General features: G+C 41.3%; 11 protein-coding genes and 1 riboswitch. Of the genes, 4 read left to right on the top strand and 7 right to left on the bottom strand.

Going from position 1 to position 14,186, the window contains the following annotated elements; genetic code table 11:
- Positions 1-6 precede the first annotated feature (6 nt).
- The 6 genes from rplM to CS948_RS08805 all read right to left on the bottom strand — a co-directional run bounded on the left by rplM (position 7) and on the right by CS948_RS08805 (position 8,738).
- Entirely contained in the window at positions 7-462 is a 456-nt protein-coding gene (gene rplM, locus CS948_RS08830) for a 50S ribosomal protein L13 (protein WP_099291320.1), read from the bottom strand.
- A gap of 361 nt (positions 463-823) precedes the next feature.
- Positions 824-1,831 carry a hypothetical protein gene (locus tag CS948_RS08825; protein ID WP_099291319.1) on the bottom strand — a complete coding sequence of 336 codons (1,008 nt, stop codon included), beginning with the start codon at positions 1,829-1,831 and terminating at the stop codon, positions 824-826.
- A gap of 64 nt (positions 1,832-1,895) precedes the next feature.
- Positions 1,896-3,500 carry a thiol-activated cytolysin family protein gene (locus CS948_RS08820; RefSeq protein ID WP_099291318.1) on the bottom strand — a complete coding sequence of 535 codons (1,605 nt, stop codon included), beginning with the start codon at positions 3,498-3,500 and terminating at the stop codon, positions 1,896-1,898.
- Between the two features lie 39 nt (positions 3,501-3,539).
- A complete protein-coding gene (locus tag CS948_RS08815) occupies positions 3,540-4,640 on the bottom strand; it encodes a thiol-activated cytolysin family protein (protein ID WP_255301926.1) in 1,101 nt (366 codons plus the stop codon).
- A 332-nt stretch (positions 4,641-4,972) separates the two neighbouring features.
- Positions 4,973-5,174: riboswitch (cobalamin riboswitch) on the bottom strand.
- 510 nt (positions 5,175-5,684) lie between these two features.
- Positions 5,685-6,491 carry a DUF4249 family protein gene (locus CS948_RS08810; protein WP_099291317.1) on the bottom strand — a complete coding sequence of 269 codons (807 nt, stop codon included), beginning with the start codon at positions 6,489-6,491 and terminating at the stop codon, positions 5,685-5,687.
- Positions 6,492-6,497: 6 nt separating this feature from the next.
- Complete coding sequence (locus CS948_RS08805; RefSeq protein ID WP_255301925.1) at positions 6,498-8,738, bottom strand: TonB-dependent receptor domain-containing protein; 2,241 nt, start codon at positions 8,736-8,738, stop codon at positions 6,498-6,500.
- 117 nt (positions 8,739-8,855) lie between these two features.
- Between CS948_RS08805 and hemW the strand changes: the two genes are divergently transcribed.
- From hemW to CS948_RS08785, 4 genes are all read left to right on the top strand, one after another.
- Positions 8,856-9,977, top strand: coding sequence for a radical SAM family heme chaperone HemW (gene hemW / locus CS948_RS08800; RefSeq protein ID WP_099291315.1), 1,122 nt, complete (start codon positions 8,856-8,858; stop codon positions 9,975-9,977).
- Between the two features lie 184 nt (positions 9,978-10,161).
- On the top strand, positions 10,162-11,607 hold the full coding sequence (gene asnS, locus CS948_RS08795; RefSeq protein ID WP_218014299.1) for an asparagine--tRNA ligase: 1,446 nt from the start codon (positions 10,162-10,164) through the stop codon (positions 11,605-11,607).
- A 16-nt stretch (positions 11,608-11,623) separates the two neighbouring features.
- The gene (gene rpoN, locus CS948_RS08790) at positions 11,624-13,114 is read left to right on the top strand and encodes an RNA polymerase factor sigma-54 (protein ID WP_099291313.1); all 1,491 of its coding nucleotides are present in this window, start codon (positions 11,624-11,626) and stop codon (positions 13,112-13,114) included.
- 18 nt (positions 13,115-13,132) lie between these two features.
- Complete coding sequence (locus tag CS948_RS08785; protein ID WP_222621127.1) at positions 13,133-13,738, top strand: phosphatase PAP2 family protein; 606 nt, start codon at positions 13,133-13,135, stop codon at positions 13,736-13,738.
- On the opposite strand, the gene CS948_RS08780 is transcribed toward CS948_RS08785, so the two are convergent.
- Entirely contained in the window at positions 13,725-14,186 is a 462-nt protein-coding gene (locus tag CS948_RS08780; RefSeq protein ID WP_099291312.1) for an SPOR domain-containing protein, read from the bottom strand. The two genes, CS948_RS08785 and CS948_RS08780, sit on opposite strands and share 14 nt — an antisense overlap.

Here is a 14,186-nt window from a genome sequence, read left to right as displayed (position 1 = left end):
ACCTTGTTATTTAAGTGTATTTATATCAATTACTTTAGGCTGTTGTGACTCATGATTGTGCTCCGGTCCCACGAACAGGTGCATGTTCTTGAATACAGCTCTACCAAGGCGGTTTTTGGGGAGCATACCTCTTACCGCATGCTCGAGTATTCTCTCGGGGAAACGAACCATCTCTTGTGCGGGAGTTGAAATACGTTGTCCTCCGGGATACTGCGTGTGTCTCCGATATTCTTTATCGGTCATTTTCTTTCCGGTGAAGATTACTTTCTCCACGTTTACAATGATAACATTGTCACCGCAATCCACGTGCGGGGTGTAGCTGGGTTTGTATTTGCCTCTCAATAGTTTCGCAACTTTAGCGGCAAGACGACCCACAACTTGATTCTCAGCGTCAATCACAATCCACTCTTTTTGCGCGGTGGCTTTGTTGACGAAAGTTGTTTTGTAACTAATCTGATCCACTTCTTTTTAAATTATTAATTAAACTTCTGTTTGTATTTCTTCATGGACGCTCTGGCGTTCTTTTTTCCGGTTGAAAATAACGAGGTTTATCGGGCAAACTTTTAGTTTTCAACGGAATCCGAAGCTTCACGGGGAGCATGGCTAAGGTATTCCTCGCGAATTTTCGAGCATTCCACTCCAAAATGAGGGGCAAAATTACACAAAAAACTTTGAACTCCAAAACATTCCGTGAAAATTCGAGAGCGGGAAGATTTAATCCATTTTTTATATTCTACAAAGAAAAGATATCTTGATCAATAAGTAAATTAAGTCTCCAATAATGAATAAAGTTTTTGCCTTTTATCTTGTTATTCTAGTGAATTTATGGCAATGCTATGCTAAAAGATACATTGCAAGGGCTATGATCATTACAATTAGCAAAAGTTGCATAAATAGGGACTGCGTGAATATTCGTATTTAAAAGTTTATTATAAAACCAATATATTGGATTATTCAGATCTCCTGTTTTTTTTATTTCCTTTGAATTTATATCTATTATGGATATATTCCAATCTTTTATAACATTCTGTTCCTTAACAGTTAAATTGTTTTTATTTTTTATTGAACCAATAAAAGTGTTCATCTCACTAAGAGATAAATCAGCTTCAATCAACATTATTTTAAGATCTCCAAACATTATTGATGATATATATACATGTTCATCCTTGTTCTCTTCTGCAAAATTCAAAGGAGTTGAAGGGATGTCCATGTCAAGACTAAACAATTTGCGTTCTAAAACGATGGCGATCCCATTCTTTTTGCTCATGGAAATTTTATCGTACCTTTCTCCTGTTAATATACTATCTAGGTGTATTCCCAAATAGGAAAATTGCAAAAAAAGTTCTTTATAAGAATTATATCTAAAACCATTATCATATTTGAATGATACAATTTGTTGACTATCATTTTCTCGTTGATAATCCTTTATTATCAAGTTCATGTTTTCTTTTGATGGTATTTGAGAGTAATGATAGCATTTTTTGTTGGTACTAAATGATAAAGAAATTGAATTGCAATCTACATTATCCACTACTTTCACATTTGGAAATTGTTTTAAATTGCTATCAATAATTGCTCCGATATAGATATTTACTTCGTTATTTGGGATTACAAATAATTTTTCACTTTGTACAAAAAAACTATGTCCTTTTTGATCTGGCCAAAGGCTATCGTGCATTAGCAGCAGCGAGGAGGGAAGATAATCACTCCAAACTATTTCAGATAAATTCGTGGAGTCAATCTTTATTATAGGGTCTTCGTGCTCAAGATTGTTGTGACAAGCGCTTAGTCCTATTTTTATTAAAATTATAACAAAGAATAATCTATTCATATCTTTTAGTTTAAGAAGCTGTTTCCATTATGGGAAACAGCTTTTCATTGAACAAATTTAATTACTAATAGTTTTCTTCTGGCCAAACATCATATTTGTATCTTGAATCCAAAGCGATAGGTTTTAATATTTTGTAATAATCCCCTTCAGTTAATTGACATCCCCATTCTTTGAACCAAGTATATTGACCAAATAGAACATCTGGGTCATAGTTTTCTTCAAGTTGTAAACACATTTGTTTGAATAATAATATGGAATTCTCTTTATATGTATTTTGTATAAAACCTTCTTCTTCAACTTTAAATTCATCATCAATTAGATCATCCCATTTAGCATCTTGACAACGTTGGTAGCGATAAACTTGTCTGTATTTAAATTTAATAAAAGAAGCGGGTTCGGTTCGAGTTGTTGCTGCTAAATCTGAATAGAAAGCAATATATACATCTCCATTTTTCCAACCTTGTCTATAATTACTCCAAGGTTTTCCATCCATGTTTCGGTACTCGATCCTTGCATAAACAGGATCAGACGAAACATTAATTTTAAATTTAATCTTTACAGGTGCGTTATCACTTAAATAAGCAAAGCTACAATAAATCGGAACTCCTGGAGTCATAGAATTAAATGTACCTCCTTCGGATATATGGCGAATAAAATCTTGATATCCGTTTACTGTCTGTGCGCCTGATTGTCCGTCCCCTCCTATTAGATAAACTCGCATAGTAGCTGAACTCAACATGCGCTTCGCTTCGTCCGTTAATGTACTTGATTTCTTGTAGAAAATTGTTTTAAAGGCTTGCTCGATAATCTTGTGTGCTTCTGTATATGTATAATCCGTTTCTATTGCCAATATCCCCATTCTCCCATAAGTAATAGATGCCGCATACACGGGAGAATACCCACCTGTCTGCTCCGAAGTTAAATGACCGTTAATTAAACTTCCTGATGACGGAATATCCATGTCTATAGTAAAATTGCGCTGAACAAATCTTACATATAAACCTGTTTTTTTAGATATCTTTTGTACTTTCTCTGAAGAAGATGAAGTGTTGCTAAAAAATAATGCACTAGTTTTTGCATTGGAGCCAAATGCCATCCTTAACTCGTCGTAAGAAGTAAATTGATCGATATTAAAATTTAGTGATGAATTCTGGGAGCCAATTCCTTCTTGTTGCAAAACATCATTTACAAAACTTCTCGTAGCAGATAGTGAGGGTTTTTCAATAGTTCCCACAACTTTTTTAGCAGGAAATGACACAGAGACAGTTATTGGATTAATCGTTGTGCTAATTGGAGTGTAGTTACAATCAGAAATTGTATTCCCCTTTAACAAAGAACCCGGGAAAATATATCTTTGAAGATTTGGCAAGATTATTGATTCGTCTGCTTGAGCATAAATAGTCCTTCCGAAGTCATTTTTCCACAAGCTATCTTTGAGAATCTCTGTTGCACGAGAAAGATTATTTTGTCCAAAGGGTTTTATATTACCATTTTCCCACTTTTCTATTGCCATTTCTGGCATATAGTTATGAGTATTAACATTAATTATTTCCTCGGGGAATTTAGGAAGATTAAATGCAGGATTATTATCATTAATCTCCAACGAGTGTTTTTCACAAGCACTAAAAAATAATAGTGATATAATGGATATAAATAGTATATTTTTCATATCTTTTCGATTTTGTGTATAAATTCATTCTTGAAAATTCTATTTTGGAATATTAATCCTAAATTTTGTGTAAACAGGAGAATTATCAATTAAATAACTTGCGGTAAAAGCAATAGGAACGCCTGGAACCTCAGGAGAATAATAACCTCCATTAATTATATATTTCTTAAAAGCGGCGAATCCTTCAACAGATTCTGCAACACCACTTCCATCTCCTCCAACCATATAAATTTTTATATTAGATTCATCTATGATTTTTTTATAATTACTGGAAATACTAATATCTCCATTAATTATTTTGGCATCAAATGCAGCTTTTACTGCTAACCTAACTTCATTATAACTATAATTTGATTCCATAGTTATAATTCCCATTCGCCCATAAGTTATCGAACTAATATAAACAGGGGAATAGCCTGTTAGAGAATTTATATCATCGTTGTTCAAAAGTAAATTTCCATCGTATGGAATATCCATGTCCATTGTGAAATTTTTCTGAATAAATTTAGCAATTAAGCCTGTTCTTTGAGATATTTTCCCTTTTGCCGCATCTACAGTTATATTGAGAATGCTGGCAACATTAATATTAGATGCAAAATTTAACTTCAATTCGTCGTAATAGGTGAATTGATTCATATCATAACTGAAAGACACTATTTGTTTCCCGGACATACCATTATTATTCATAGTGTTAACAATAGATTGTCTCATTGCAGAAAGAGAAGGTCTTTCTATCTCATCAATTACAAATTTAGCTGGAAACGAGTATGAAATAGTAATAGGTTCCACTTTATTGGTTAATGCCTGATACTTTTGGGTTTCTAAAGACTCTCCTTTTAATAGTGCTCCTAAATAAATATATCTTTCTAACCCTTGTAGTGATGTGATTTCATCTGTTTCATATATTAAAGTATGGCCAGTTGCTTCAGGCCATAAACTATCTTTAAGGAAGGATAATGCCCTTGAGTTTGAGTTGTATTGGTCTGTATTACCCGCCACTATGTCGATAGGGGTTTGTGGATATTTTATTAGTGCATGAGTATTTTTTTTCTTTTCTAAAATAAGCTTATCGTCTTTTGAACAAGAAATTATGAAAGTAAGCATCGTAATGGATGCCAATAAAATATTTATAGATTTCATATCATTAGTTTTTATATTGTACGACTTGTTTATTTATAATAATGATTGTTTTTCACAAATAAACTTTAAGTATTTCTTTTTACATTCGTGCCTCCTTTCTTATCTTAGAAAGAGCGGACGTTGCCTATGCCATTTCGAGGGGTGTTTGGCAACGTCTTTTCTTTATTAAACTTACTTTTATTTAGCCATAATAAAGTATAACTTATTAATATATAGGTAGGTAATACGACAGTGTCGTTTGTGTTTAACAATATAAACTTTATTTCTAGGAAATCTTGATGCTTTATCAATAAGATAAAAACTTATTGTACCACCCCGTTCTCCGCAGGAGATAAATCTATATTGTTGGAGGCAGGTCTTCTGACTTATCCTTTCCTAGAGTCTTCCCATTCATGAATGAACAGTGACGTAGTTCTAGGAAGTCAACTTCAAATTGAAGTTAGGACTTACAGCTGCGGGAACAGTTACCGAATTACACGGTATTCCCTTTTAATCTTTATCTAAGATAAAAGAACCTCTTTCCTATGATATTAATAAATTGCTATATTTTTATGACAATTTATTTTTAAGAACTCTTGGCAAAGATAAATAATATTTCTTTGAATATATCCCTTTGTTGTGTGATTTTTCTGTTGAATATGAAAAATATTTTAGAATATGTCAAGTTGAAATTTGATTTTTTCAACAGATGATGAATAGAGAGTAATCCAAACATTTTGAAAATTTTGGATGTAATATCATAGGGCGGGAAGGGAATCCGGAGAAGTACTTTATGTCGAGAACGGGATGAGGTTCTCCCCAAAAACTATATAAATTCGGTTTGAATCCCGTATCAATTCCGGTTCAATTCTGGTTATAAAGTTTTTACTAAGCTTTTAGTAAGCTATTAAAACGCTATTATAGTATAGGGTTTTAATAGCGTTTTAATAGGGAACTAATAGCGTTTTACATGGGAGTGAACCGGAATTCATACGGGAATGATACAGTATTCGGGTAGGATTTATTACTGTTTATCAGTCTTATTGGTACTGAAGTCTTCAGTCGTTAATTGAATTTCTCTTTTGGAATGTATTTGTTGGATTTCGTGTAGCACGTGAAGATGCCCAAAGCTCCTTGTATGTTACCGACGAGGGGAACGGGAGTGGTGATACTTCCTTGGTTGGCGCTGTTCGCCTCGTAAAGGGAAATCTGGTAATTATAGCATGCCTCGGTGATGCGCATCAACGTGATAAAAACAGCATCGGCTTGCTCTATCTGCGGGCATTTTATCGTTTTTTCGATGGATGTTCCCGGGGTATGGTCGGACAGATCCATGTAGATGGTTTCTTTTTTCAATATCGGGTCATCCTGATCGCTCTTTCGGGCTTGCATACTGAAAATATAGTAGTTTTGCCTCGGGTTCCGGGATGTCGGGAACGTAATTGACACGGAATTGGTTGTTTGGGAAACCGTGTAAGAAGAAATTTCAATAGCCTCAGGAACGGCTGTTTTAGCTGTAATGTGTTCGTTCTCGGGTGTAAGGATGCTCAGGAAGAGAGAGTCTATCCCGTAATTCTCCATGCGGGTCATGTGTTGGTAATTGCCTAGAAAGGAAGGGGCTCCCGGCACGGGCACCAGTTGAATGACGCTGTCGGCTTTGATAGATACATCCAAGTCGACGACGGCTCCCGGGTCAATCATTTCGGTAAGAGGTAAAATCTTTGCTGCGTTTAGAATATAAGGTTCTCCGGGAATGCAATAACATTCGATAAAATATCCGGAGATGGCTCCCATGTCTTTGATCGGGAGTTCCTCTTCGGGCATACAGGAGAACAGACCTGTCAATATGAATATGGAGATGATTTTCCTCATTCGTTTTTACCAATTAATGCGCAGTGAAAGATAAGGAATAAATGGTAACATTACCTTGGATTTCGGGATAATTTTTGTTAAGTTACGGGTGGTTTCCGCTTGAAAATAAACAAACGAGGGGTTGGATTGGTTGTACACGTTGTATGCCCCGATGCTTAATTTGTAAAAGGTTTTCTTGCCGCTGAATTTGTAATCCAGACTGGCGTCCAGCCTGTGGTTGTCCGGTAATTTGTAATTATAACGGTCCGTGTACACGGGAATCAGAACCGGATTTTCCCCTGTCTGGATTTCCGTGATGTTTTGTGCCACGACCATCCCTTTCGGGAATGTCGTGTACACGCCCGACGAGAATGTCCATAGTGTGTTCAGCAGGAAACGGGGTGAAATTTCATAAGACAGGTTCAGTACGACGTTGTGTTTCACGTCATACGGGGGAAAAAAGGATCGCCCGTTGTTGATTTCGGCAAACTTGCGTTTGGATTCCGAGAGCGTGTAGTTGGCACGTGCATACAGGGCATGGTGGTTTAACGTGAGGTCAAACTCCATGCCTTTGGCATATCCCTTGCCTTGAATCAGGTTGTCGGTCAAGGCGGAGTATTCCGTCTGAATATCCGAGGCGAAGTCTTTCACGTTACGCATGTCTTTGTAAAACAGTCCGGCATAAAAAGAAAGAGTTTGCCCGATCTCTTGGTTTACGCCGATCGAGTACTGGTGGCAGATCGCGGGTTTCGTGTTTTTTGCCAGCGGGTACCAGATGTCGATAGGGGTTTTTACCGTGAAATAAGGGTACAGGCTCAGATACTGCACCGTTTTCGCGTAGTCAGCCCACAGGGTGGTTTTGTTATTTGTATAGCTGATCTTTGCCCGGGGGGAGAACGTGTGAGCTCGGGTATCCCCGTGGTAATACTGGTAATTGCCCCCGATATTTAACGTGAAGTTGTGATTTAACCGGTAGTTTATATCCATGTAAATCTCGTATAGATTAAAATCCCTGTCGGAACTTTTTATCAGAAGGTTTTCACGTTCGTTTGATTTGTTCGCCGTTTCAAAACGCGAATACTCGAATTTGCTCCCTGTGTTTATATTTATTTTGTCGGAGAGTTTACGGTTGTAGGAAATTTGTCCCAGTAAAGCGTAATGGCGGTTGCCGCCGCCCATGGGGATGCTGCCGAAGGCGTCGCCCTCGCTGTACGTGTTTTTACCACCGAATTGGAAATCCCATTGTTCTTTGGAAGTGGGGGTATAGGAAGCGTTGATGTTGCCGGAAAACGTGTGCCAGTCGAATATGTATTGCACGTGTTCGCTGATCTTCATTTTCATGTGGTCGATGGAGAAGAGCCCGAAAGCGGAGGCTTTCCACTTGTCCGAAAGACGTGAATCTATACTCGCGGTAATATCACTGAAAGAGTACTCCGGCATATAGTTAGGATTTTGTTCGTTGTCCATTGACCGGTTGTAGAGTTTGGAGATATGCTGCAAATAAGAGGTACGGGCGGAAACGGCAAACGAGGTGTGATTCTTTATGATCGGTCCTTTGGCTTTAAGAGCGGATGACACGAGTCCTATGGTGACTTCCTCCTCGTGTTTGTATTTGTTGCCCGGATCGGGACGCATGTTTATATAAGAGGAGAGAAAGCTGTTGTAGCGGGCGGGGAAGCCGCTTTTGAAAAGGGTGGAATTTCCCAGAATGTAAGGGTCGAAAGTGGAAAGTACCCCGGTAAGGTGATCCGGGTAGGCTATCACCATGTTGTTGATTAAAAAGCCGTTCTCGTTACTGTTTCCCCCGCGGACGTAAATGCCGGAGTTCAGTGCGTTGGTGGTCACGATGCCCGGCATCGTGGCAAGGTATTTCAAAACGTCCTGTTCTCCCAGTATCGCGGGTATCCGTTCAATATTTTTTATGGACGAGAGGATACGCCCGCTTGCCGGTACGGCTCTTACCACTACTTCTTTCAGGTTGTTTTGTTTGTTTCGTAACGTGACGACGAAAGGGGCATCGCTTTTCGTTAGTTTGTAAGTTTCGCTCTTGTAGTTGACATGCGAAAATTCCAAGGTACAGGGGATCGTGCATTCCAGTTGGAAAAAGCCTAGCGAGTCGGTGGTGGTGCCGTTTTTATTCTCCATGCAATAGATATTTACCCCACTCACGGGTTCTCCCGAGTTCGCGATGACTTTTCCCATGACAAGCGTTTGCGCGTCAAGGGAAAAAGAGATAAGGGTGAACAGGATAATGAACCATCTAGCCATACATGCAACCATTTGTATTTCCGAAACATTACAAATGTAGTAAACAAATTAACAGGATCATGGTTGAGCGTGTGAATAAATGTTGTTATTTTGCAGATTAACAGTAAAACTCATGTCATGGGAATATATGTACACGTGCCTTTTTGCCGGAGTAAGTGTTTTTATTGCGGTTTTTATTCGGTGGCTTCTCTGAAATTGAAAGAGGCTTATCTGGACGCGATTGAGCGGGAGATAGCGTTGCGGCGGGGGTATTTGCCGGGTAAGGATGTGAGTACGGTTTATTTCGGCGGGGGAACTCCGTCCTATCTGGAGCGGGGGGAGTTGCAACGGATAGTGGATGCGTTGGAAATGCATTATGATATTTTGCCGGGAGCGGAACGGACTATCGAGTTGAACCCGGAGGATTTGACAAGGGAGCGGTTGGCGGGTATCCGGGAGATGGGTTTTAATCGTTTAAGCATTGGTGTACAGTCGTTTTCTGACGTTCATTTGAAGCGAATAAACCGGACGCACACGGGGCGGCAGGCAATCGAGGGGGTGCGATTGGCGGCATCTTTGGGGTTTGATAATATCAGTGTGGATTTAATTATCGGGTTGCCCGGACAGACGGACGAGGAGTTGATGCATGATGTTGATATTGTAAATAGTTTGCCTGTAAAGCATTTGTCGGTTTACATGTTAAGTGTTGATTCAAATACTGTTTTCGAGGTGATGGTGAGGCAGGGGAAGTTTAAGCCGGAGGATGAGGAGGTGATGGCTTGTCGTTATGACAGGGTGTGCAAGCGTTTGAAAAGTATTGGTTTCGAGCATTATGAAATATCTAATTTCGCACGGGAGGGGAGATATTCGATTCATAACACGTCCTATTGGCAGCAAAAGCCTTATATCGGTTTCGGTCCTTCGGCTCACTCGTATGATTTGCATTCCAGACAATGGAACACGGCGAATTTGAAAACCTATATAGAGAGTTTAAATAATGGATTGTTATCTTTTGAAAAAGAGGAATTAACGGATGTTGATTTGTATAACGAGTACGTGATGACGAATTTGCGGACGATGTGGGGGATAGATAAGTTGGATGCGGATAAGAAGTTCGGGAAGTTTTGGAGGGAAGTCGGGATGTCGTTACAAAAGTATTTGGACTCCGGCGATTTGGTAGAGCGGGATGGGAAAATCCGGATTACGGAATCCGGTTGGGTGATATCGGATGCTATTTTGAGTGATTTGTTTATAGCCTAGTGATGGGGCGAACGGGAGATTTCGGGTTCTGTGATGGAAGAATCTAAGAGAGAATTCTAAGTTTGGCAAGCAATTTGTACAGCACCGAAAGGGTCTATAAGTTATTTTTTAAGGGTTTTGACTGTGCCGTAGTGGAAAAAATACTATTTTTGCAGTGTAAGTTTAATATTTAAATGTTTTTCAGATGAAAACAAGTAGAATGTCAGTCAAAGAACTGTTGCAATCAACGGATTGCGGTATTGAGGTTGAGGTTAAAGGATGGGTAAGAACCAAACGCGGTAATAAACAAGTGAATTTTATCGCGTTGAATGACGGCTCTACGATAAATAATATACAGGTGGTGGTTGACATGGAGAAGACCCCGGAAGAGGTGATGAAGAAGGTGACAACGGGTGCGGCTGTTCACGTGAAGGGGTTGCTCGTGGAGAGTGCCGGAAGTGGACAGGCTCGTGAGATTCAGGCTTCGGAGGTGATCGTGATGGGAGAGGCCGATCCAGATAAGTACCCGATTCAACCGAAAAAGCATAGCTTGGAGTTCTTGCGGGAGGTGGCGCATTTGCGTTTCCGCACGAATATTTTCGGTGCGGTGTTCCGTATCCGCCACGCGATGGCTTACGCTATCCACAAGTATTTTAACGATCATGGTTTTTATTATTTGCATACGCCGTTGATCACGGCTTCCGATTGCGAGGGGGCGGGAGAGATGTTCCGGGTAACAACGCTTGATCCGGTTAACCCGCCATTGATGGAAGACGGGAGTGTTGATTTTAAGCAGGATTTCTTCGGGAAAGCCACGAACTTGACAGTGAGCGGACAGTTGGAAGGGGAGTTGGGGGCTATGTCCTTGGGACGTATTTACACGTTCGGACCTACTTTCCGGGCTGAAAATTCCAATACTACGCGGCATTTGTCGGAGTTCTGGATGATCGAGCCGGAAGTGGCTTTCTATGATATTAACGATAACATGGATTTGGCGGAGGATTTCTTGAAATACTTGATCCGTTACGCTTTGGATAACTGTATGGATGACCTGCAATTCTTGAGCAAGCGTTTGCAAGAGGAAGAGAAGGACAAGAAAGCGGAAGAGCGTTCCATGGAGTTGATAGAGAAGTTGCAATTCGTGCTGACTCATGATTTCGAGCGGGTGACCTACACGGAAGCTATCGATATATTGATGAACAGCAAGCCGAATAAGAACGGTAAGTTCCAGTATCCGGTGACGGGCTGGGGCGTGGATTTGCAAAGTGAGCACGAGCGCTATCTGGTGGAGAAGCACTTCAAGAAGCCGGTGATTTTGACGGGATACCCGAAGGAGATCAAGGCTTTCTACATGAAGCAAAACCCGGACGGCAAGACCGTGGCGGCGATGGACGTGCTTTTCCCGCAGATTGGGGAGATTATCGGTGGGTCGCAACGCGAGGAGAATTACGATAAGTTGGTTACCCGTATGCAGGAAGTCGGGATTCCGGTGTCCAGCATGTGGTGGTATTTGGATACAAGACGTTTCGGTTCGGCGGAGCATAGTGGTTTCGGGCTTGGATTCGAGCGATTGTTGCTGTTCGTGACCGGAATGGGAAATATCCGTGACGTGATCCCGTTCCCGCGTGCGCCGAAGAATGCTGAATTTTAATTTTTAGGATAAAGGGATGCTCAAGCAGAGTTTACAACAGAAGTTGGGGTTGAAAATCAATCCGTTGCAAATCCAGCTGATAAAGCTGCTTGAGCTTCCCACGTATCAATTGGAACAACGGATAAAGGAGGAGTTGGAGTCGAATCCTCTTTTGGAAGAGGGAGAAGAGAAGCCGGAACCGGAGGTGGATTTCAAAGAGGGGGATGATGAGGTGGATTACGAAGAGAATGCGCATGAAGAAGAGGAATATAATTCCGCGGATGATGAATTTTCTTTGGATGATTATATTAGTGACGATGATGATATTCCGGATTACAGGCTGAGTTCCTCGAATGCATCCAAGGATGATGATGCCCGCGAGTTCGTGCTTTCGGGTGGGATTTCGTTCCGCGAGAATCTGGTGCAACAGTTGGGCACGCAGCATTTGCGTGAGCTGGATCGAAAAATTTGCGAGTATATTATCGGTAATATTGACGACGACGGTTATTTGCGCCGGGACGTGGAGAATATCGTGGATGATTTGGCTTTCGGCGCGGGTATCGAGGTGGACGACGCGAAGATCGAATCCCTGTTGAAGGTCGTGCAGCAATTTGACCCGCCGGGTGTAGGGGCGAGGGATTTGCGCGAGTGTCTGTTGTTGCAGGTGAAACGTCGTTTGTCGGAAGGGGCTTCCCCCGCGTTGGTGGATGCCCGTATTATTCTAGAGGATTATTTCGAGGAATTTTCCAAGAAGCATTACGAGAAGATTTCCAAGCGGATGAAGATTTCGGATGCCGAGTTGAAAGAGGCGGTGGACGAGATATTGAAATTGAACCCGAAACCGGGTGGACAGATTTCCGATTCGTCCGTGCCGGGTGCGGAAAAGATTATACCGGATTTTAATCTGGATATCGTGGACGGGGAGTTACAACTTAGTTTGAACACGGGAGATATTCCCGAGTTGCGGTTGAATAAGTCTTACGTTAATATGCTGGAGGATTACCAGAAGCATTCCAATTCACGGGAGAAAAAAGATGTGGTTTCTTTCGTGAAATACAAGTTGAGTTCAGCCCGTTCGTTTATCGATGCCGTGCAGCAGCGGAATAACACGTTGATGCTGACGATGACGGCTATCGTGCAGTTCCAGAAACAATTTTTCATGACGGGGGACGAGAGTAAGTTGAAACCGATGATCTTGCGGGATATTGCTGATATCACGGGATTGGATGTTTCGACGATATCGCGTGTTTCCAATTCAAAATATATACAGACATGGTTCGGTATATATTCTTTGAAACAGTTCTTTTCAGGGAGTATGCCGACGAGTAGCGGAGAGGAAGTGAGTACAGGGGAAATTAAAAATGTGCTTAAGGATATTGTAGAAAGTGAGGATAAGCGTAAGCCGTACACGGATGACGAATTGGTGGATATGATGAAAGACAAGGGATACCAGATCGCCCGGAGGACGATCGCCAAGTACCGCCAATTGCTGGATATTCCGGTTGCTCGACTTCGTCGAGAAGTTTAAAATGAATGTTTTTTTAATATGAGAATTTTTGCATGGTGTGTGTCGGTACTTTTTCACCCGTTGTTGTTGCCGATGTATATGTTATTTATCACGTTTAATTCGGACACGATTTTCTCGGGGATTCCGGTTTACACGCAACGTATGTCTTATATGTTGACTTTACTGGGAGTGACGATGCTGCCGTTGTTGAGCCTTCCGTTGTTGAAATGGCTTGGGTTAATAGGTAATTATCGGTTAATACATAAGCAAGACAGGGTGTTTCCCGTGCTGGCTACTGTCGTGGGGGCTTTTTTGGTGTTTTATCTGTCCCGGAATCTGCCGTTTTCCAATATCGTGCGGGAGTTGTACTTGATTATGGTGATTCTGCTTTCCGGGTTTATGATCGTGACGATGCGCTGGAAGATGAGTATGCATATGACCGCGATAGGGGCTTTGTGTGCTTTTGTCTTTACGTTGGGGACGAAGTATTTCGGGGAGGTGGTAAACCTGTTGCCTTTTCTGATTCTGATTGCCGGGGTTCTGGCTTTTTCAAGGCTGTACTTGAAACGACACACTCCCGCCCAGATTTATGCCGGGTTCTTTTATGGCGTAATCGTGGTGAGCGTACTGTTTAATAAAGGGTAATCCAGATATCATCCTGTTTCAAGCGGCGAGCCAGTTCGTCCCTTTGCCTTGTGGCTTCCTGTTTGTCGGGATTGTTCGCTATACTTACCCGGTAGCGTTGGTCTTTCGTGATGATTCGCACGTCGGTGTATCCCTGTGCTTTTAACCGTGCGACATCTTCCTGCGCGAGGCTTTCGCGGGGATGGCTTGCCACGATGATGTGGTAGCTTTTTGTCGGTGTTGCAGGTTTTTCCGTTGTTGTCGTTTGAGGTGTCGCGGAAGGTTGTGCTTCCGTCGGCGGCACGGGTGTTTCTTCCGTACTCTTGGCGGCGGCTGTTGCCTTGGCGGGAGTCACGCTCAGTTCTCGCTTGACATTAACGGTTGTCAGGTTTTTAGGATTCATTTTATCGCGTTGACAACCGACGAGGGTGAGCAACGCGATAAATGACAGGAATAACACGAATTTCAT

The organism is Butyricimonas sp. Marseille-P3923, from assembly GCF_900184685.1.
GTDB classification, from domain to species: Bacteria; Bacteroidota; Bacteroidia; order Bacteroidales; family Marinifilaceae; genus Butyricimonas; species Butyricimonas muris.
Note: the sequence above shows the minus strand (reverse complement) of the source record. Positions and strands in the feature narration are given on the sequence as shown.